The 19,253-nt window shown below is 69.5% G+C and carries 15 protein-coding genes; 14 read left to right on the top strand and 1 reads right to left on the bottom strand.

Going from position 1 to position 19,253, the window contains the following annotated elements:
* Positions 1-77 precede the first annotated feature (77 nt).
* The 5 genes from L3Q67_RS04480 to L3Q67_RS04460 all read left to right on the top strand — a co-directional run bounded on the left by L3Q67_RS04480 (position 78) and on the right by L3Q67_RS04460 (position 7,297).
* Complete coding sequence (locus L3Q67_RS04480) at positions 78-236, top strand: hypothetical protein (protein WP_209664494.1); 159 nt, start codon at positions 78-80, stop codon at positions 234-236.
* Complete coding sequence (locus tag L3Q67_RS04475) at positions 236-2,491, top strand: YcaO-like family protein (RefSeq protein ID WP_499188327.1); 2,256 nt, start codon at positions 236-238, stop codon at positions 2,489-2,491. Before L3Q67_RS04480 ends, L3Q67_RS04475 begins: the two co-directional genes overlap by 1 nt.
* Before the next feature lie 29 nt (positions 2,492-2,520).
* Positions 2,521-3,963: a nitroreductase family protein gene (locus L3Q67_RS04470; RefSeq protein WP_499188326.1), complete on the top strand. Its 1,443-nt coding sequence runs from the start codon at positions 2,521-2,523 to the stop codon at positions 3,961-3,963.
* Positions 3,964-4,066: 103 nt separating this feature from the next.
* Positions 4,067-5,302 carry a sensor histidine kinase gene (locus tag L3Q67_RS04465; RefSeq protein ID WP_499188325.1) on the top strand — a complete coding sequence of 412 codons (1,236 nt, stop codon included), beginning with the start codon at positions 4,067-4,069 and terminating at the stop codon, positions 5,300-5,302.
* Positions 5,303-5,317: 15 nt separating this feature from the next.
* Positions 5,318-7,297 carry a sensor histidine kinase gene (locus L3Q67_RS04460; RefSeq protein ID WP_499188324.1) on the top strand — a complete coding sequence of 660 codons (1,980 nt, stop codon included), beginning with the start codon at positions 5,318-5,320 and terminating at the stop codon, positions 7,295-7,297.
* 203 nt (positions 7,298-7,500) lie between these two features.
* Here the strand turns inward: L3Q67_RS04460 and L3Q67_RS04455 are convergent, their stop codons facing one another.
* On the bottom strand, positions 7,501-8,106 hold the full coding sequence (locus L3Q67_RS04455; protein WP_282772790.1) for a response regulator transcription factor: 606 nt from the start codon (positions 8,104-8,106) through the stop codon (positions 7,501-7,503).
* A gap of 237 nt (positions 8,107-8,343) precedes the next feature.
* Between L3Q67_RS04455 and L3Q67_RS04450 the strand changes: the two genes are divergently transcribed.
* From L3Q67_RS04450 to L3Q67_RS04410, 9 genes are all read left to right on the top strand, one after another.
* Positions 8,344-8,964: a hypothetical protein gene (locus L3Q67_RS04450; protein WP_499188323.1), complete on the top strand. Its 621-nt coding sequence runs from the start codon at positions 8,344-8,346 to the stop codon at positions 8,962-8,964.
* Positions 8,965-9,011: 47 nt separating this feature from the next.
* A complete protein-coding gene (locus L3Q67_RS04445; RefSeq protein WP_499188322.1) occupies positions 9,012-9,833 on the top strand; it encodes a helix-turn-helix transcriptional regulator in 822 nt (273 codons plus the stop codon).
* A 31-nt stretch (positions 9,834-9,864) separates the two neighbouring features.
* On the top strand, positions 9,865-10,863 hold the full coding sequence (locus L3Q67_RS04440) for a DUF1702 family protein (protein ID WP_499188321.1): 999 nt from the start codon (positions 9,865-9,867) through the stop codon (positions 10,861-10,863).
* Between the two features lie 219 nt (positions 10,864-11,082).
* Positions 11,083-12,024 (top strand): DUF1702 family protein, encoded by a 942-nt coding sequence (locus L3Q67_RS04435; protein ID WP_499191426.1) that lies wholly within the window; start codon positions 11,083-11,085, stop codon positions 12,022-12,024.
* Positions 12,021-13,940 carry a CRTAC1 family protein gene (locus tag L3Q67_RS04430; protein ID WP_499188320.1) on the top strand — a complete coding sequence of 640 codons (1,920 nt, stop codon included), beginning with the start codon at positions 12,021-12,023 and terminating at the stop codon, positions 13,938-13,940. The genes L3Q67_RS04435 and L3Q67_RS04430 overlap by 4 nt, the downstream gene beginning before the upstream one ends.
* A gap of 3 nt (positions 13,941-13,943) precedes the next feature.
* On the top strand, positions 13,944-15,017 hold the full coding sequence (locus L3Q67_RS04425) for an RnfABCDGE type electron transport complex subunit D (RefSeq protein ID WP_499188319.1): 1,074 nt from the start codon (positions 13,944-13,946) through the stop codon (positions 15,015-15,017).
* Between the two features lie 44 nt (positions 15,018-15,061).
* Positions 15,062-16,396: a cytochrome P450 gene (locus L3Q67_RS04420; protein WP_499188318.1), complete on the top strand. Its 1,335-nt coding sequence runs from the start codon at positions 15,062-15,064 to the stop codon at positions 16,394-16,396.
* A gap of 677 nt (positions 16,397-17,073) precedes the next feature.
* On the top strand, positions 17,074-17,604 hold the full coding sequence (locus L3Q67_RS04415) for a DUF5987 family protein (protein WP_499191425.1): 531 nt from the start codon (positions 17,074-17,076) through the stop codon (positions 17,602-17,604).
* Positions 17,601-19,253, top strand: coding sequence for a GMC family oxidoreductase (locus L3Q67_RS04410; RefSeq protein WP_499188317.1), 1,653 nt, complete (start codon positions 17,601-17,603; stop codon positions 19,251-19,253). The genes L3Q67_RS04415 and L3Q67_RS04410 overlap by 4 nt, the downstream gene beginning before the upstream one ends.

The raw sequence follows: 19,253 nt of genomic DNA, 5'->3' as shown, positions 1-19,253 counted from the left end.
GCGGCACTGGAAGTGCGACCGGCAATCGACGGAGGATTCTCCCATCACCCCGAACACCCTGCAAATCGGAGGATGAGATGGACAAGCTGAACGTGGTCGAGCTGCCCCGCGAGGACAACGTCGTGCTGGTGATCGACCGCTTCGACCAGTGGCACAACCAGGCCGGCCTGGCGCTGGTGCCCACCCAGTGCTGGACCTCCGGCAACCCGACGACCACCTTCCCGGAAGCCGCCTGATGGACGGCGGTGTCGCGGCGAGAGTCCCGGTCTTCAAAAGCCACCTGCGTGCCGAGGTGAACGAGGGCGAGGGCGCCTACCTGTTCTCGGAGCACGGGGTCACCGCACTGCGCGGGGCCCGGATCGCTTCGCTCGCGGCACTGCTGGACGGGAACCACGACTTCGGCAGTCTGCTCCGCGCCCAGCCCGGTGGCATGGACGCGGACCAGGTGACGAACCTGATCGGCCAGCTGGTCGACGCCGGGCTGGTCAGCCTCCGCGCCCCGGAGGACTCCGAAGTGGACGAACAAGCGCAGGCGTATTGGGACGCCTGCGGAGTGGCTGCCGCGGACGCCGCCCGCGCCGCGGTCGCCACGGTCGCGTTGGTCGGTGTCAACGCGACCACCGGTCTCGCCCAGGTGGAACGGGCGCTGCGGGAGACCGGAGTGGACGTCCACTCCGGACCGAGCGCCACCGCCGACCTGACCGTGGTGATCTGCGAGGACTACCTCGATCCCGGCCTCGCGGCCGTGGACGCGGCCCAGCGCGCGATGGGGAAACCGTGGCTGCTGGCCAAACCGGCCGGCACTCGGGTCTGGCTCGGGCCGTTCTTCGAAGCGGACCAGCCGGGTTGCTGGCACTGCCTGTCGAACCGGCTCTGGGGGCACCGCCACGCCGAAGCCTGCGTGCAGGCTTCGCTCGGCAGGCAGGGGCCCGCGTCCCGGCCGGTGCCGTCGCTGCCGCCGCTGGCCGCGGCGGCCGGGCACCTGATCGCGCTGGAGGTCACCAAGTGGCTGGCCGGGCACCGCTACCCCGGGCAGCGTTCGGTGTGGACCTTCGACACCCAGGACTTCGAGGGCAACAGGCACGAACTGCGTGCCCGGCCGCAGTGCGCGAACTGCGGTGACGCCGCCCTGTTCACGTCACGGGCCTGCAAGCCGGTGCAGTTGAACCCGGCGCGCAAGGCTTCTTCGTCCGGTGGCGGGCACCGCACCCTGATGCCCGCCCAGGTGCTCGACCGCTACCGGCACCTGGTCAGCCCGGTCACCGGCATCATCAAGGAGATCAAGCAGGACCCCAACGTGCCCGCGTTCATCAACGCCTACCGCTCCGGCGTGAACGTCTCGCGCAACGTCACCGGCCTGAACGCCTTCCGGGCGAACCTGCGCTCGGAGAACGGCGGCAAGGGGCTCACCCCGCTGGACGCCGAGGTCGGCGCGCTGTGCGAGGCGATCGAACGCTTCTCCGGCACCTTCCAGGGCGACGAGTTCCGCATCCGGGCCAGCTTCCGCGCGCTGGGTGAGCTGGCCATGCACCCGAACGACTGCCTGCTCTTCGACGAGCGGCAGTACGCCACCCGCGAGAGCTGGAACCCGCGGCGTTCCCCGTTCAACCACGTCGGCGAGCCGTTCGACGAGGACGAGGTCACCGACTGGACCCCGCTGTGGTCCATCACCGAGGGCAGGCACCGGATGCTGCCCACCGCGATGCTCTACTTCGGCGCGCCGCCGAACCGGTCGCTCTCGGCCGACTCCAACGGCAACGCCGCGGGCAGCAGCCTGGAGGACGCGATCCTGCAGGGCACCCTCGAACTGGTGGAACGCGACGCGGTGGCGATCTGGTGGTACAACCGCCTGCGCCTGCCCGAGGTCGACCTCGACGCCTTCGCCGAGCCGTGGCTGACCGAACTGCGTGAGCACTACGCCCGCCTGGGCCGCGAGGTCTGGGTCCTCGACGCGACCGCCGACCTCGGCACCCCGGTGATGGTGGCCGTCTCGCGCCGGATCGACCGGCCGGGCGAGCGCATCATGCTCGGCTTCGGCGCGCACCTCGACCCCCGCACCGCCCTGCGCCGGGCGCTCACCGAGCTGAACCAGCTGCTGCCGGGCGGACTGGACGACAGCTTCCAGCCCGAGGACCCGGATGCGGCGGCGTGGCTGGGTGGAGCCACCGTGGCGAACCAGCCCTACCTGCTACCCGATGAGACCGTACCCGCCCGCGGACCCGCCGACTTCGGTTACGTGCCACGGGAGGACGTGAGGGAGGACGTCGACGCGCTCGCCGCCCTGCTGGCCGAGCGCGGCCTGGAACTGCTGGTGCTCGACCAGACGCGGCCGGACATCGGCCTGCCGGTGGTCAAGGTGGTCATCCCGGGCATCCGGCACTTCTGGGCCCGGTTCGCCCCCGGCCGCCTGTTCGACGTCCCGGTCCGGCTGGGCAGGCTTTCCGCGCCGACGCCTTATCACCAGCTCAATCCCATGCCACTCTTTCTGTGAACGGATCCCCGAGCGGGCAGGAGCCGGAGTTGATTTCGACATCGGACGACGTCATGACCACGGTCCGGCTGTGGTCGCTCAGCGAGGACGCACTGGTCGAAGAGGGTGACGAAGCCGGCTCGCTGAACGTCGTCACCAGGTGGGGCGAGCTGAACGTGGAGAGCGCGGGCGCTTTCGCCATCGAGTCGCTGCGCCGGATGGGCCTCGGCCCGGTGTCCCTGCAGAACGTGGTGACCGCGCGCAAGGCCGGTCCGGCGCGCAAGCTGCACGACCTCGCCGGGCTGGAGCGGGTGCTGGACCAGGTCAGCGGTTCGGTGGTGCACTCGCTCGGCCTGGCCGACGGGCAGCGCCCGCTGCTCTCGGTGGTCCCGGTGGTGGCCTCGCCCGCCTTCCGGCTGACCGAGGTCGGGCCCCGGGTGCTGAACCGGCTCTCCCGGTTCGCCGTGCTGCGCCCGGAGGACGGCGATCTGCTGCTGGAGTCGCCGCGCGCGGAGTTCCGGGTGGTGCTCAGCCAGCCGCAGGCGGTCCGGATCGCCTCGTCGCTCGCCGCCCCGGCGACGGTCGGGGCACTGGCCGGGTCGACCGGCGTGCCCGAGCACGTGGTCGCCGACGTGGTCGCCTTCCTCACCGCCGCGGGCGTGGTGCTTTCCGGCGACGACGAGGAGCACTTCGCCGAGGACGCCGACGCCGCGCTGAGGCACTGGTCGCACCACGAGCTGTTGTTCCACACGCACAGCCGCAGCCGTCGCGGGGAGATCGTCTCCGAAGCGGCCTACCAGCAGGCGACCGAGCACCCCCCGCCGCTGACCAAGCCGGCACCGGACGGCGAGCGCTTCCCGCTGGGCGCACCGGACCTGGGCGCCGCTTCGCCGTCGCTGACCGAGCTGCTGGAGAACGACCACGAGTGCCCGAAGTTCTCGCCGGTGGACCTCACCCGCGAGCAACTGGGCGAGTTGTTGTTCCGCAGCGCGCGCATCCGGTCCGCCGGTCCGGCCCACCCGCCGATCCCGCCGGGGCACGACGCGACGCAACGCCCGTACTTCGCCATCGCCTGCCTCTACGAACTCGAGCTGTACTTGAGCATCGACCGGTGTGCGGGCCTGCCGCGCGCCATCTACCACTACGACCCGGACGGGCACGCGCTCACGCTGATCGACGACGACCCCGGTCACCTCGCCGCGATGCTCGATCTGGCCAAGGTCGCGGCGGGCAGCGTGCGGCGTCCCGCCGCGATGATCTCGGTGACCGCGCGCATGGAACGGACGGCCTGGGTGCTCGGTGGTGCCGCCTACGCGGTGACGCTGATGCACGTGGGCGCGCTGCAGCAGACGCTTTACCTGTGCGCCAAGGCGATGGGGCTGGCCGCGCACGCGGTCCCGGTCGACGCCAGCGACACCGTGGACCGGGTGCTGGGGCTCGACTGGCCCGCGGAGATCGGGGTAGGGGAATGCGTGCTGGACGCACTCACATGAGTGGCCCCCGACCCCTACGTGGTTGCTCGCCGAGAATGCCGCTGGGTAGCCTCGGCAGGGCTTTCGGCGCGTACGCCGCCGCTGGTCACGAGGGGAGTTCCCGGTGAGTATCGCAAGTGGATCCGCCCGGTCCAGCGCCATCGGCGAGAGTGTGGGCGAGGAACCGGAAGCCGACCGCACGGGCAAAACCGGCCAGGCGACGATCTGGCTGCCGGACATCGCGCCGAAGGTCGCCAACTCGATCCTGATTTCGGTGCTGGCCGGTATCGCGCTCAACGCGACCATCGGCATCATCTTCCAGACCGGTACCTTCTGGCCGATCGCGATCAGCATTTCGTGCGTGCTCGCCTTGGTGGCGTTGCAGCTCACCTACGTCTCCCGGCCGTCGGCGCGCAAGACACCGCGGCGGACGGCGGTGGTGCTGGTGGCGCAGGCGGTGCTGGTCTGGGCGCCGATCTTCGAGCTGGGCCCGCGCTGGCACGGGTTCACCGGGCTGCTCGCCGGCAGTGTGCTGGTGCTGCTCCCGGCGCTGGTGGCGTGGCCGACCGTGGTGCTGGTGCTGGGCATGATCGTGTTCTTCGAGCTGACCAGGGGCGCCAACATCGTCGGCCCGGTGTACGCGGTCACCTACATCGTGGTGTCCACGATGATCACCGCGCTGGTGATCTACGGGTTGTCGCGGCTGGTCAAGCTGGTCAGCGACCTGCACGCGGCGCGGCACGAGCTGAGCCGGATGGCGGTGGCCGAGGAGCGGCTACGGTTCTCCCGCGATGTGCACGACCTGCTCGGGTTGAGCCTGTCGGCGATCACGTTGAAGACCGAGCTGACGAACCGGCTGCTGACCGAGCACCCGGACAGGGCGCGCAAGGAACTCGAGGACATGCTGGTGATGTCCCGGCGGGCGCTGGCGGATGTGCGGATGGTGGCCAGCGGCAAGCGCGCGCTGTCCCTCGACGAGGAGTGCCGCCAGGCGAAGTCGGCGTTGTCGGCGGCCGAGGTCGAGGTGAAGATCGAGCGCGACGACCGGGAGCTGGACGGTCCGGTGGGCACGGTGCTGGCGACGGTGTTGCGCGAAGGCGTGACGAACGTGCTGCGGCACAGCGACGCGGAGTGGTGCGAGATCTCGGTGCACGAGGTCGACGGGTCGATGCGCCTGGTGATCGCGAACGACGGGGTTTCGGTGAACGGTTCCGCGCCGGCGCCCAACGCGGGCAACGGCATCCGCAACCTGTCACACCGGGTTTCGCGGCTCGGCGGGGAGTTGACCGTGGAAACCGAGCCGGACGGGCGGTACCGCCTGCGAGCCGACGTCCCGCTCGCCGCCGCCGCGGCGCACTGATCACGGGACCACCCGATGACAGCGGTTCCCCGCATCGAGCGGGGCGACCTCGGTGCGCGCTACGCCTACGGCATCCTCGCGCTGGTACTGGCCGGGTTCTCGGTCAACGCCACGCTCGGCGTCATCTTCCGGATCGGCACCCCCTCCGACGTCCTCTTCTGCGTCCTGTGCGTGCTCGCGATGACCGCGCTGCAACTCGGCTACGTTTCCCGGCCCGGCGTGGCGCGGACCAGGCGGCGGACGGCGCTGGTCCTCTCGGGACAGGCGTTGCTGGTCGGCTTCCCGATCCTCGAGTTCGGCCCGCGCTGGCACGGGTTCACCGGGGTCTTCCTGGGCAGCGTGCTGTTGCTGCTCCCGGCGGTGGTGGCGTGGCCGGTGCTGGCCGGGGTGGTGGCGGCGGTCGGCTTCCTCGAACTGACCCGCGGCTCCGGCCTGGTCCCGGCGCCGTGGGCGGTGACCAGCGCGATGGTCGCCACCCTGCTGACCGCGATGATCACCTACGGCCTCACCCGGCTGACGCGGCTGGTCGGTGACCTGCACGGAGCACGGCACGAGCTGAGCCGGATGGCGGTGGCCGAGGAGCGGCTGCGGTTCTCCCGTGACGTGCACGACCTGCTGGGGATGAGCCTGTCGGCGATCACGTTGAAGACCGAGCTGACGAACCGGCTGCTGGCCGAGCAACCCGAGCGGGCGCGCGAGGAACTCGAAGACGTGCTGGCGATCTCGCGTCGCGCGATGGCGGACGTGCGCATGGTGGCAGGCGGGCATCGGCGGCTGTCCTTCGATGAAGAGTGCGATCAAGCGCAGTCCGCGTTGTCGGCGGCCGAGGTCAACGTGCGGATCTCGCGGGAACACCGGGAACTGGACGAGCGGGTGGGCACGGTACTGGCGACGGTCCTGCGCGAAGGCGTGACGAACGTGCTGCGGCACAGCGAGGCCGAGTACTGCGAGATCTCCGTGCAGGAGGTCGACGATGTCTTCCGGCTGGTCATCACGAACGACGGGGTCACCGGGGAAGGCGCCGACACCGCACCGGGCGCGGGCAACGGCCTTCGCAACCTGTCGCACCGGGTCTCGCAGGTGGACGGTGAGCTGACCACGTCCTCAGTGGACGGACGGTACCGGCTGCGGGTGGACGTGCCGGTGTCCGCGCTGGTGGCGCGCGCGGAGGAACCCGGCGAGCGGATCGCCGTGCAGCGCCTCCGGCAGCCCGGCATCGCGCCCAAGATGGCCACCGCGATCCTCGTCGCGGTGCTCAGCGCCATGGCGGTGAACACCAGCGTCGGGATCGCCGTCACCGCCGGCGCCTTCTGGCCTGGGCTGTTGAGCGCGACCTTCGTCGGCTTGCTGGCCGGTCTGCAGTTCGGCTACGTCTCCCGGCCGGGCGCGACGCGGACCCCGATGCGGACCACGCTCGTGCTGCTGGCACAGGCGGCACTGGTGTTCCTGCCGATCCTGCACTTCGGCGCGCTGTGGCACGGCTTGGCCGGCTTGTTCGCCGGGAGCGCGCTGGTGCTGCTGCCCACGCTGGCGGCGGTGCCGCTGGCCGCGGTGGCGGTGGTCGCGATCGGGACGCTCGAACTGCTCGCCGGGCTGACCGGGATCACGACCTGGTACTCGGTGCTGTTCGTGGTGGTGGGCAACCTGATCACCACGCTGGTCGTGTTCGGCCTGTCGCGGCTGGTGCGGCTGGTCGGTGACCTGCACGGGGCGCGGCACGAGCTGAGCCGGATGGCGGTGGCCGAGGAGCGGCTGCGGTTCTCCCGTGACGTGCACGACCTGCTCGGGTTGAGCCTGTCGGCGATCACGTTGAAGACCGAATTGGCGAACCGGCTGCTGCCCGAATTCCCGGAGCGGACGCGTCAGGAACTGGAAGACGTGCTGGTGCTGTCCCGGCGCGGGCTGGCGGATGTGCGGGTGGCGGCCGGCCGCAGGTGGGAGCTTTCCCCCGCGGCGGAGCGTCCCCGTGCCGAAGTGGCCACTTCAGGTAGCTGAGATAGGCATCCGGGAGCCGCGCAAGAGTTCATGTGGGTGAATCTCGGGGCGCGGCCAGCCGGAAGGCGTACGACGTTCGCCGAAGATGCCTACTCGCCGGTATGTTCCACTCGGGAAAAGGGCGTGCCGATGATGATTGTCATCGTCGCGAATGCCGTCCGCCGGTATTTGTGCCGTCGCCATTCAGGTAAAGCGCCCGGCGATCACAGCCAGTCGTTTTCCTTGGCGATCCGGATGGCGTCGACACGATTGCGGGCATTGAGCTTGGTCACCACGGTAGTCAAGTAGTTACGCACGGTCCCGGGAGAAAGAAACAACTGTGCCGCAATGTCCGCCACATTTTGACCGGCGGCGGCCAGCCGGAGGATCTCGATCTCCCTCGCGGCCAGCGGGCAGTCCTCGGTGTCCCACGCCGCCAGCGCGAGTTCGCTGTCGATCACGCGCCTGCCGACGGCCACCTGGCGCACCGCGTTGGCGAGCTTCTTCGAGGGCGCGTCCTTGAGCATGAAGCCGTTGACCCGGGCGTCCAGCGCCCGGCGCACGGTGCCCGGCCTGCCAAGGCTGGTCAGGATCAGGGTCCGGCAGTCCGGCAGGCTGGCGTGCAGCTCGGTGGCCGCGGTCAGGCCGTCCTTGCCGGGCAGGTCGATGTCGATGATGGCCACGTCGGGCTGGTGCTTCTGCGCGGCGGGCAGGATCTCGTCGCCGGATGCCACTTCGGCGACCACGGTGATGTCGGCCTCGAGGTTCAGCAGGGCGACCAGTGCGCCGCGCAGCATGTGCATGTCCTCGGCCAGTAGAACATTGATCACTTCGCGCCTTTCGCTCGACGTAATCGCCCCCTCAGAATAATCGCTCATCGGTGTTCTCCGTGTCCTGCGAACGAGAAAAAAGTCCGGCAGTTGTTATACCGAGGGTGCACTATTTCCCACCCGATCTGACTATGTGCAACCCCATTGGGTCTCGGCTTCGTTTCGTCCTCGGCTCGAGTCACCGAATGCATGCTTACTCCCAGCAGTCGAGTCGGGTAGGGACGCTGGGGAGGGCCTGTGGGAACGAACCTCTGCACTTCGGCGTCCTGCCGGACCGCGAGCGGAACCGGCACCATGGCCTCGATCATCCCAGGTCCGCGTTTGTGCGCACCTTGCCGGTCCCGCCTCGAGCACGCCTTCCGGGAAGTGCCCGGCTGGTACGCCCGGTGCGCCAGGGTGCTGGCGAACGGCGGCACCGATACCGCCGGACGGCCGCAGATCGGTGGGCCGTCCGGGCGCCGGGCCGCCACCGCGGCCGCCGAACTCTGCACCTCGCTGCAGACATTCCTCCGCACCTGGTGCGAACGGACGGTGACGAACGTCCCCGTCGAAGGCTCCCTCGCGATGGCCGCGTTCCTCGCCGGACGGCTCGACGACCTGGTGCGCCACCCCCGGGCAGGCGAACTGCTGGACGGGCTCGAAGCCCTGATCGCGGCGGCCCGGCTGGTCGCGCACCCCAATCCGCTGATGCACACCGAACTGGGACCGTGCCGCCACCCCGGTTGCGACCGGGTGGTCCGCGTCGCGGTCCGCGCCAACTCCGTGCTTCCGCCGCCGCGGCTGAGCTGCGACGCGGGACACGCGTGGCTGCCCGCACCGCGGGCAGCCGAACGGTACCGGCCGGAGCGCGCCGCGTGAACCGACGCGGTGAGCTCGCCAACGATTCCAACCAGGGAGTGCCCATCATGCAACCGGCCGTCCGCCAAGCCATCGCCGCGATGCACGAGCGCTACTTCGAGCCCATCACGCTGAACGACCTGGCCGCCGAGGTCTTCGTCAGCCCCTTCCACTTCTCCCGGATCTTCTCCAGGGCCACCGGGGTCACCCCCGGCCGCTACCTGACCGCGGTCCGGCTGTTCGAGGCGAAGCGGCTGCTGCTGACCACCTCGCTGACCGTGTCCGACATCGTCTGCAGCGTCGGGTACAGCAGCGTCGGCACCTTCACCAGCCGCTTCACCAGGGCGGTCGGCATGAGCCCCACCCAGTACCGCGACCCGATGGTCAGCGAACTGCTGATCGCGATGGCCCCGCACTTCCAGCGGCTGCCCTCGCTCAAGACCCTGCGCGACGCCGGGCAGAGCTGCGCCGCACCGCAGAACGCGGGCGGTTCGGTGGTCGGCAGGCTGGACATGCCCCCCGGCAAGACCACCGGCAACGTGCTGATCGGCGTGTTCGCCGAGGCCATCCCGCAGTGCGGCCCGGTCGCGTTCAAGGGCATGGCCGACAGCGGGCCGACCGAGCTGATCCTCAACAACGTGCCGCCGGGCCGCTGGCACGTGATCGCGGTGGCCGAGCACAACGGCGCGCTCGGCGAGGGCAAGTCGTACTCGATCGCCACGAACTCCGCGATCACCATCGCCGGGGACGAGACGGCCGCGGTGAACCTGCGGCTGCGCCCGGTCCGGCCGACCGACCCGCCGATCGCGATCACCCTGGCTTCGCGGGTCACCCCCGAGGTCGGCGCCGTCGCGATGCCGCGGATCCAGGAACTCCCGGCCGTCGCCTGAGCCCACCCTTCCGAAAGCGAGGACGTGTCCGATGTCGACTCTGCTCGGCTCACTGCGACGGCGGGTGCTGGCCCCCTCGTTCAAGGCGGTCAGCTTCGCCGGTCGCGGGTTCGCGGTGGAACCCACCGAGGCCACCGCGCGGCTGGAGGCCATTCCGCAGTCCGTGGTCGCCGGGTTCGAATGGGGCATCGACAGCCCCGGTCAGTGGGACCTCGAACGGCGGCTCGACCTGGTCGAGGCCGAGTACCGCGGGTTCGCCTACGAGGGCGCGACGATGGCGTCGGCGGTGCTCGACGCGATGAGCTTCCGCCCGTCCAGCCGCACCCGCGACCTGCTGCTCGGCCCGGGGCAGCCGCACATCTTCCTGACCTACATCGGCATCGGCTTCGCCATGGCGCGGCTGCCCCGGCCGCTGTGGAAGAAGATCGTGCCGGACATCAGCGGCACCCCGTACCACCCGACGATGAGCTGGCTGGCCGTCGACGGCTACGGCTTCGACCGGGCCTACTTCGACACCGGGAAGATCGTCGACCGCCAGCACCTGCTCAAGCCGTACCCGTGGGACGGCCACCCCGGCTACTTCAGCCGCGCGGTGGACCAGGGCATCGGGCGCGCGCTGTGGTTCATCAACGGCGGGCACCCCGGCAACGTGGCGGCCGCGGTCGCCCGCTTCGTGCCAGGGCGGCAGGCGGACCTGTGGAGTGGCGTGGGCCTGGCGGCGACGTTCGCCGGCGGCGCCGACGCCGAGGGGCTGGCGTCCCTGAAGGCACCCGCCGGCGAGCACGCGCCGGAACTGGCACTGGGCGCGGTCTTCGCGACCAAGGCCCGTACCTATTCCGGATTCGTGCCGCCGCACACCGAGACCGGCATCCGGGCACTGGGTGGGGTGTCCATTTCCGACGCCGTGCGGATCGCCGACGAAACCGAAGTGGCGCACGACGCCGGGGACGCGAACACCCCGGCTTACGAGATCTGGCGGGAACGCATTCGCCGTGAATTCTCCACCTCGAAATTGCGCTCAGTGGCCTGAACCAGCCGGAGCCGATCCCGACCGCGGCCGCCGCTCTCTCCCGTGGAGCGGCGGCCGCTTCCATGTGCACCCTTCTGACCTGCGGACCTTCGGCAAGGATGGAGTAGAACGCGCCGGTCGCTTCTTGGGAAAGTAAAGGTCACGAGTGCTTCGGAATTCGATTCTACCCGATAGGGGGAGAGCGAGTTGGGTAATGGCTGGCGCGCGCTTCGGCGCCGCATTCTGACTCCGAACGTGGTGGAAACCACTTTGGACAAACGAGGTTTCCACAAGAAGAGCCCGGCCGCGCAGGAACTGCTGGAAAAGGTCGGAAGGATCTTCCTCGAAGGGTACGGGTACGCGGTCGAAGCCCGCACGACCGCCGACGCGATGGAGCGCTTGGACCAGATCCCGGAGCGGTTCCGCGGGTTCGCCTACGAAGGCGCCGGCATGGGCTGGGCGATGCTCGACGGCCTGCCGCTGCCGGGTAAGGGCCGTACCCAGGAAAGCCTGGTCAGCGGCGGCGATCCGCACAATTACCTGATCTACGTCGGCGTCGGCTGGGCGATGGCCCGCTTGCCGAAGTTCCGCTGGCCCGACCCCGAAGCCTTCGACCCGCTGCTGCGCTGGCTGGTGCTCGACGGCTACGGCTTCCACCAGGCGTACTTCCGCACGCGGAAGTACATCGACGAGCAGTACCAGGACGAGCGGTTCGCCTGGCCGGTCGCCTCGCCGTACACCAACCGCGCCATCGACCAGGGCATCGGCCGGGCGCTGTGGTTCATCGGCGGCACCGACGCGAGGCTGGTCACCTCGATGGTGCGGGACTTCCCCGAACAGCGGCGTTCCGACCTCTACGGCGGGATCGGCCTGGCCGCGACCTACGCCGGTGGCGCCGATCCGGACGAGCTGCGGTACCTGCGCGACCACGCCGGTGAGCACCGCGGCCTGCTCGCGCAGGGCTCGGCCTTCGCCGCCGAGGCCCGGGTGCGCGTCGGCCTGCTCGTGCCCCACTCCGAAGCCGCCGCGGAGATCCTCTGCGGCACCGACGCGGTCACCGCCGCGAAGGTCACCCAGGACGTCCGGCCCGCCAAGCCCGTCGACGGCGAGGTGCCGGCCTTCGAGACCTGGCGTCAGCAGATCGCAAACGAGTTCGTTTCCCTTGGAGGTGTTCACCTATGACCGCGACAGTCCACTGGCTGCGCAAGCAGCTGGCCGGGATCGTTGCCCTCGTCCTCGTGGCGGGCATGTTCCTGGTCAGCAGCCTGCCGGAGACGTCGGCGGCCGAGCAGGACGAGCTGGCCGCAGGCTACGGCTTCGCGCCGAAGTCGATCGCCATGCCGAGCGGCTTCCCGCAGCAGGAGATCCGGAAGGTCAACCAGGACTACAAGAACATCGACGCCTGGATCTCCTCGGTGGGCGCCGGTATCGCGATGAACGACGTCGACGGCGACGGGCTCGCGAACGACCTGTGCATCACCGACCCGCGGATCGACCAGGTGGTGATCACCCCGACGCCCGGCGCCGGCGACCAGCGGTACGAGCCGTTCGCGCTGAAGACCGGCTCGCTGCCGATGAACGACGTGATGGCGCCGATGGGCTGCGCCCCCGCGGACTTCAACGAGGACGGCCGGACCGACCTGCTGGTCTACTACTGGGGCCGCACGCCGATCGTGTTCCTCGGCAAGGCGGGTGCTCCCGCCCTGACCGCCGACGCCTTCGTCCCGGCCGAGCTGGTCCCCGGCTCCACCGCGGCGAAGTACAACGGCCCGCAGTGGAACAGCAACGCGGTCGCGATCGACGACTTCGACGGTGACGGCCACATCGACATCTACCTCGGGAACTACTTCCCGCACAGCCCGGTCCTCGACCCCTCGGTCAAGGGCGGCGTGGAGATGAACGACTCGCTGTCGAACGCCTCCAACGGCGGTGAGGACTACTTCTTCCGCTGGACCGGCGCGAACGCCACCGGCGTGCAGTACCAGCAGCTCGACAGCGTCATCCCGATCGACCTGTCCAAGGGCTGGGTGCTGGGTGCCGCGGCGAACGACGTCGACGGCGACCTGCTGCCCGAGCTCTACCTGGCGCAGGACCACGGCAAGGACGCGATGCTGCACAACCGGTCCACGCCGGGCAACATCCGGTTCGAGCCGCTGGTGGACTCCCGCACCCCGCTGGTGCCGAAGTCCAAGCGCATCGGCGGCGACTCGTTCAAGGGCATGTCCGCCGAATGGGCCGACCTCGACCGCAACGGGCTGTACGACCTGTTCGTCAGCAACATCACCACCTCGTTCGGCATCGAGGAGAGCAACTTCCAGTTCATGAACACCTCCGGCAGCCAGTCCGAACTGCGGGCGCAGCTGCAGGCCGGTGACGCGCCGTGGGAGGACAAGAGCACCGACCTCGGCACCGCGTGGTCCGGCTGGGCCTGGGACATCAAGTCCGAGGACTTCAACAACAGCGGCAAGCCGGCCATCGCCCAGGCGACCGGGTTCGTCAAGGGTGAGGTCAACCGCTGGCCGCAGCTGCAGGAGCTGGCCACCGCGAACGACCTGACGGTGCGCGACCCGGCCTGGTGGCCGAACATGGTCAAGGGCGACGACGTGGCGGGCAGCCAGCGACTGGCGTTCTTCGTGCCGAAGTCGGACGGCAGCTTCGTCAACCTGTCCGAGCAGCTCGGCCTCGGGGTCCCGGTGCCCACCCGCGGCATCGCCACCGGTGACGCCGACGGCGACGGCCGGATCGACATGGCCGTGGCCCGCCAGTGGGACCAGCCGGTCTTCTACCAAAACACCGCGCCGGAGGCCGGTCAGTTCCTCGGCCTGAAGCTGACCCACCCGGACGGTGCGCCGGTGGTCGGGGCCCAGGTGTGCGTGAAGACCGCGGACGGCCGGACGATCGTCGGCCGGGTCGACGGCGGCAGCGGGCACTCCGGCAAGCGCAGCAACGATGTCCACATAGGACTCGGGGATGTGCGGGGTGCCCAGGAAGTCAAGCTGTGGTGGCGTGACCGCACCGGTCAGGCCCACGAGCAGGAACTCAAGCTGACCCCGGGCTGGCACTCGCTCCAGCTCGGTGCGCAGGCCCAGGAGAGGTGAGTCATGGCCGAACAGAAACCCAGTGGCCCGCCGCAGGCGCCCGCCGCCCCGAAGCAGAACTCCGGTGGCCCGCCCCGGGACCCGAAGGTGATCACGGCCCTGCGCCGGTTCGCGATCTCGATGACGGTGTTCAACATCCTCGGCTACACGGTGCTCGGGTTCGAGCAGCCCTGGCTGTGGCCGTTCATCGCGCTGGCCACGGGCTACTCCGTGGAACTCGGGCTGGAGATGATCAACGCCAGGGTTGAGGGGCGCGCGCCGCGCTTCCTCGGTAGCGGGTTCAAGGGCCTGGTGGAGTTCCTCTTCCCCGCGCACATCACCAGCCTCGCGGTGAACATGCTGACCTACCCCAACGACCAGATCCTGGTGATGCTGTTCGGCATCGTGGTCGCGGTCGGCGCGAAGTGGGTGCTGCGGGCCCCGGTCCGCGGCAGGCTCCGCCACTACATGAACCCGTCGAACTTCGGCATCGCGGTGATCCTGCTGGTGTTCCCGTGGGCGAGCATCGCGCCGCCCTACCACTTCACCGAGAACGTCTCCGGCGTGATCGACTGGCTGATCCCGGTGCTGATCATCGCCGCGGGCACCATGCTGAACGCGAAGCTGACCGGCCGGATGTGGCTGATCTTCGGCTGGCTGAGCTTCTTCGTGCTGCAGTCGGTGGTCCGCGGCTGGCTGCTGGACACCGCGATCCTCGGTGCGCTGGGCACGATGACCGGTGTGGCGTTCGTGTTGTTCACCAACTACATGATCACCGACCCGGGTACCTCACCGTCGAAGCCTGCCTCGCAGTTCGCCTTCGGCGCCGGGGTGGCGACCCTGTACGGCGTGCTCACCGGCGCCGGGATCGCCTACGGGCTGTTCTTCGCCACGGCCGCGGTCTGCCTGATCCGCGGTGGCTTCCTCTGGGCGCTGCACTTCGTCAACAAGGCGCGGGTGCAGTTCGAGACCCAGCAGAAGGAACTGGCGGAGAAGGCGAAACTGGAAGCCGCGCCCCCGGTGGTCGAGGCGGTTCCCGCCCCGGTCTCCATCGCGGCGAAGGCGGCCGACCCGCCACCGGCCGAGAAGGCGGCGTGAGCCTGCTCAAGCGGACTCGGAACCCTGGCGGCACCCTTCGACGGGTGCCGCCAGGCCCGCCCCGGTCCGCTACCTTCCGGCTGCTCAAGCACCTGGCGGGCGACCGCCTCCGGCTGATGTCGGAGGCGGCGAGCACCTACGGCGACGCCGTCCGGATGGCCATCGGGCCGAAGACGCTCTACTTCTTCAACCACCCGGATCCCGCGAAACACGTGCTGGCCGACAACGCGGCCAACTACCACAAGGGAATCGGGCTGGCGCAGGCGAAGCGCGCGCTCGGGGACGGCCTGCTCACCAGTGAGGGCCAGCTCTGGCGCAAGCAGCGGAAGATCATCCAGCCGGCGTTCCAGCACAAGCGGATCGTGGCGCAGGCGGGCATCGTGGCCGAAGAGGGCGCGAAACTGGTCGACCGCCTGCGATCCAACGCCGGTGGCGGGCCGATCGACATCACGCAGGAGATGACCGGGCTCACGCTCGGGGTCCTCGGCAGAACCCTCCTCGACGCCGACCTCGGCGCGTTCGACGCCGTGGGCCACTCGTTCGAAGCCGTGCAGGACCAGGCGATGTTCGAGATGGTCACGCTGTCGATGGTGCCGATGTGGGTACCGTTGCCCAAGCAGCTGCGCTTCCGCGCGGCCCGGCGGGAACTGCAACGCGTGGTTGACGCCCTGGTCGCCCACCGCGACGCCTCAGGCGGCGCCATCGGCGACGATGTCCTTTCGCGACTGATCGTGTCCACGAGGGAGGAAGCCGATCCCGCGGTCGGCGAACAGCGCATGCGCGACGAACTCGTCACGCTGCTGCTCGCCGGGCACGAGACCACGGCGAGCACCCTGAGCTGGTCGCTGCACCTGCTGGACCGGCACCCGGAGGTCGCGGAACGCCTCCGGGCCGAGGCGATCGACGTGCTCGGCGACCGGTTGCCGCAGCACGAGGACATCCGGAAACTGGTCTACACGAACCAGGTGATCTCCGAAGCGATGCGGTTGTACCCGCCGGTGTGGATCCTGCCCAGGCTCGCTTTGGAAGACGACGAGATCGCCGGCTACCACGTCCCAGCGGGCGCGGATGTGGTGGTGTGCCCGTACACCATGCACCGGCACCCGGCGTTCTGGGACCGCCCGGCCGAATTCGACCCGGACCGCTTCGCCCCGGACGCCACCGCGGGACGCCCGCGGTACGCCTACATCCCGTTCGGTGCGGGGCCGCGGTTCTGCGTCGGGAACAGCCTGGGCCTGATGGAGGCGGTGTTCGTGCTGGCGATGATCGCCAGGGAACTGACGCTCACCGGCGTGGCAGGCCACCAGGTGATCGCCGAACCCATGCTCTCACTACGCGCCAAAGGCGGCCTGCCGATGACCGTACGAAAGGCCACCTGAGCACGACCCACGACACGAATGTGGCTTTGGGGGCCGAATACGCCCCCAAAGCCACATTCGTGTCACCCGCTATGTCCCAACCGCCACATTCGCGACGCCGCCGCCAGTCTCGGGCCCGCCCCATGTCACGAAAGCCACATTCGAGACGCTACACGCCCCGAAAGCCACATTCGTGACACCGCATGTCCCAACGGGCACATTCACCCCCCGCGCCCCCCCCGCAGATGCCGTGAAAGCCACATTCACGGCCGATTCCGCCGTGAAAGCCACATTCACGGCACCCAACGCCCCCGCCACCAACCGCCGCCCGGCAACAAAACGCGACCACACGAGCCACCCCACCGCCAACCGCGCCCGGCCACAAAACCCGAGCTCCAGAGCCCCGCCACCAACCGCCACCCGGCAACAAAACGCGACCCAACGAGCCACCCACCCCTCCCCATCCCCGGCCCCAAGCCCAAAACACGGCGAAGGTGTTCTTGTCAAGGCATCAGTCCAGCCTTGACAAGAACACCTTCGCCGTCGTCACACTCAAAAACCGGGGTGGCAGCCCCAGGACGCAACTCAGAAGACGAAACCACCCCCCGCGTCCTGATCTCATTGACCCAAGGTCCGTAGCCGAAAATGAGGAGACGCCCGTGGACGCGGCCAATCCCGACGCGCGTGCAGTCAAGGTGATGACGCTCGAGGCGTACGCCGACACGATCGTTCCCGGCGAGAAGCGCCATCCCGACGACCACGCGATCGCTGGGGTGTCCGAGGGGCCGGGGTCGGTCGAGGCCGGGGCGATCGAGCTGCTGGAGACCGAGGCCACCGGCATCACCGCGGGGCTCGACTTCCTGGTGCCGATGCTCAACGGGCACGCCAAGGCCTACGCCGAGGAACACCACCGAGACCTGGACCCGAGCCTCCCCGAGTTCGTCGCGCTGTCCTACGACGACCGGGTTCAGCTCATTCTCCGGCTGACCAAGAACGGTCACCCCGAGAAGGACGGCTGGGTCAGTCTCGCCCTGTTCTGCAACATGGCCTTCGACAGCGCCCCGCACCTGAGCACCGCGCAGGCCCTCGCCGACGGGCACCCCGGCCTGGTCGCGATGGGCATCTCCACCCCCGACGAGGACGGTCTCTGGCGCTTCCCGAACTACTCCTACGGCCGGAAGCTGGCCGAACTCCACCCGGACACCACGCCTTCAGGGAGCCCCGCATGACCAGCGACAAGACCGAGGTCCTCATCGTCGGCAGCGGATTCGGCGGTGCCATCGCGGCCTACCACCTCGCCGCCGGCGGGGCCAAGGTCACCGTGCTCGAGCGCGGGCCGTGGCTGGAGAGCAAGGACTTCGACCACGACTTCCTGCTCGGGTCCTCCTACACCAGGGCGTTCGACTTCGTCGTCGGTGACGGGATGAGCGTGCTCGGCGGCAACTGCGTCGGCGGCGGCAGCGTGGTGTACTTCGCCGCGATGCCCCGCGCGCCGAAGTTCGTCTTCGAGCGCCACGGCAGCATCGGCCGTCGCATGTGGCCTGCCGAGATCAGCCGCGACACCCTCGAACCCTGGTACGACCGGGTTTCCGAGTCGATCCCGGTGTCCCAGCAGGACTGGAACGACGTCACCTACTCCGGTGGGCTGTGGGCCGCGGCCTGCCACCACTCCGGCCGGACCGCGAACCCCACCCCGGTCGCCATCGACAACGCCAAGTGCACCAACTGCAACTGGATGATGGGCGGCTGCCGGTTCGACGCGAAGCGCTCGCTGCTGACCAACTACCTGCCCGCCGCGCTGGCGCACGGCGCCACCATCCGCCCGCTGCACGAGGTGCAGAAGATCGAGCGCACGCCCGACGGCGGCTACCGCGTGCACTACAACATCGTCGACGAGGTCGACTACCGGGTGCACAGCGAGAGCGGCGTGATCGAGGCGAAGATCGTCATCCTGGCCGCCGGCGCCGGGGCCACCCCGGTGATTCTGCAGCGCTCGGAGGAGTCGCTCGGCAAGATGCCGCACGGCGTCGGCCGCTACTTCTCCGGCAACGGCGAACGGCTGAACACCGCGATCCTCAACGAGGACAAGGTGCGCGAGGTGCTCGGACTGTCCCGTGAGGACGGTCTGGCCTACGAGGCGAACCAGATCGGCAAGGGCCCGACCGTGGCCTGCTGGGACCGGCTCGACGAAAGCCTGCCCGAGTACTCCCGCTACTCGATGGAGCAGCTGTACTTCCCGCCCGGCCTCGGCACCATCCTCGCCCAGGTCCCCGGCGGCGACTCGCCGACCTGGTTCGGCAAGGAGAAGAAGGAGATCCTCAAGCGCTGGAAGTCGTGGCTGACGATCTTCCTGATGACCGAGGACGACAACGAGGGCGTCTTCGGCCCGCCGCCGCCCACCGGCAACGCCTTCCGCGTCTCGCAGCAGATGCTCGGCCGGGGCGCGCTGAAGTACGACCCGACGCCGAACACGCTCAGTGGCTGGGCCCAGGCCGACGCCGAAGTCAAGGAGATCATGGAGAAGGACGGTCTGGCGAAGATCGCGCCGTGGACGAACGACGTGGTCGGGGCGTACACCGTGCACCCGCTGGCGTCCTGCCGGATCGGTGACGACGCGGCCACCTCGGCCCTGCACCCGAACCACGAGCTGCGCGACCACCCCGGCATCTTCGTCACGGACGGTTCCGCGGTGCCGGGCGCGCTGACCGTCAACCCCGCGATGACCATCGCGGCGCTGGCCGAACGTGCTGTTCCCGGAATTGTCAAGGCCGCACAAAACCGCGGGATCGACGTAAAGTACGGCGCACCGTCCCCGGACGGCGCGATCAACGGGCGGCGGGGTGTCACCAAGTTGGCTTTGAGTCTGGCGGGAGACTGA

This window comes from Saccharothrix sp. AJ9571, from assembly GCF_021725495.1.
Taxonomy (GTDB): Bacteria; Actinomycetota; Actinomycetes; order Mycobacteriales; family Pseudonocardiaceae; genus Amycolatopsis; species Amycolatopsis magusensis.
This window is presented reverse-complemented; position numbering and strand designations above follow the sequence as displayed.

Excerpts from the sequence above, each read along its gene's own strand:
- L3Q67_RS04480 (WP_209664494.1), top strand. The coding sequence starts at position 78 with ATGGACAAGCTGAACGTGGTCGAGCTGCCCCGCGAGGACAACGTCGTG.
- L3Q67_RS04475 (WP_499188327.1), top strand. The coding sequence starts at position 236 with ATGGACGGCGGTGTCGCGGCGAGAGTCCCGGTCTTCAAAAGCCACCTG.
- L3Q67_RS04460 (WP_499188324.1), top strand. The coding sequence starts at position 5,318 with ATGACAGCGGTTCCCCGCATCGAGCGGGGCGACCTCGGTGCGCGCTAC.
- L3Q67_RS04445 (WP_499188322.1), top strand. The coding sequence starts at position 9,012 with ATGCAACCGGCCGTCCGCCAAGCCATCGCCGCGATGCACGAGCGCTAC.
- L3Q67_RS04440 (WP_499188321.1), top strand. The coding sequence starts at position 9,865 with ATGTCGACTCTGCTCGGCTCACTGCGACGGCGGGTGCTGGCCCCCTCG.
- L3Q67_RS04430 (WP_499188320.1), top strand. The coding sequence starts at position 12,021 with ATGACCGCGACAGTCCACTGGCTGCGCAAGCAGCTGGCCGGGATCGTT.
- L3Q67_RS04425 (WP_499188319.1), top strand. The coding sequence starts at position 13,944 with ATGGCCGAACAGAAACCCAGTGGCCCGCCGCAGGCGCCCGCCGCCCCG.
- L3Q67_RS04415 (WP_499191425.1), top strand. The coding sequence starts at position 17,074 with ATGACGCTCGAGGCGTACGCCGACACGATCGTTCCCGGCGAGAAGCGC.
- L3Q67_RS04410 (WP_499188317.1), top strand. The coding sequence starts at position 17,601 with ATGACCAGCGACAAGACCGAGGTCCTCATCGTCGGCAGCGGATTCGGC.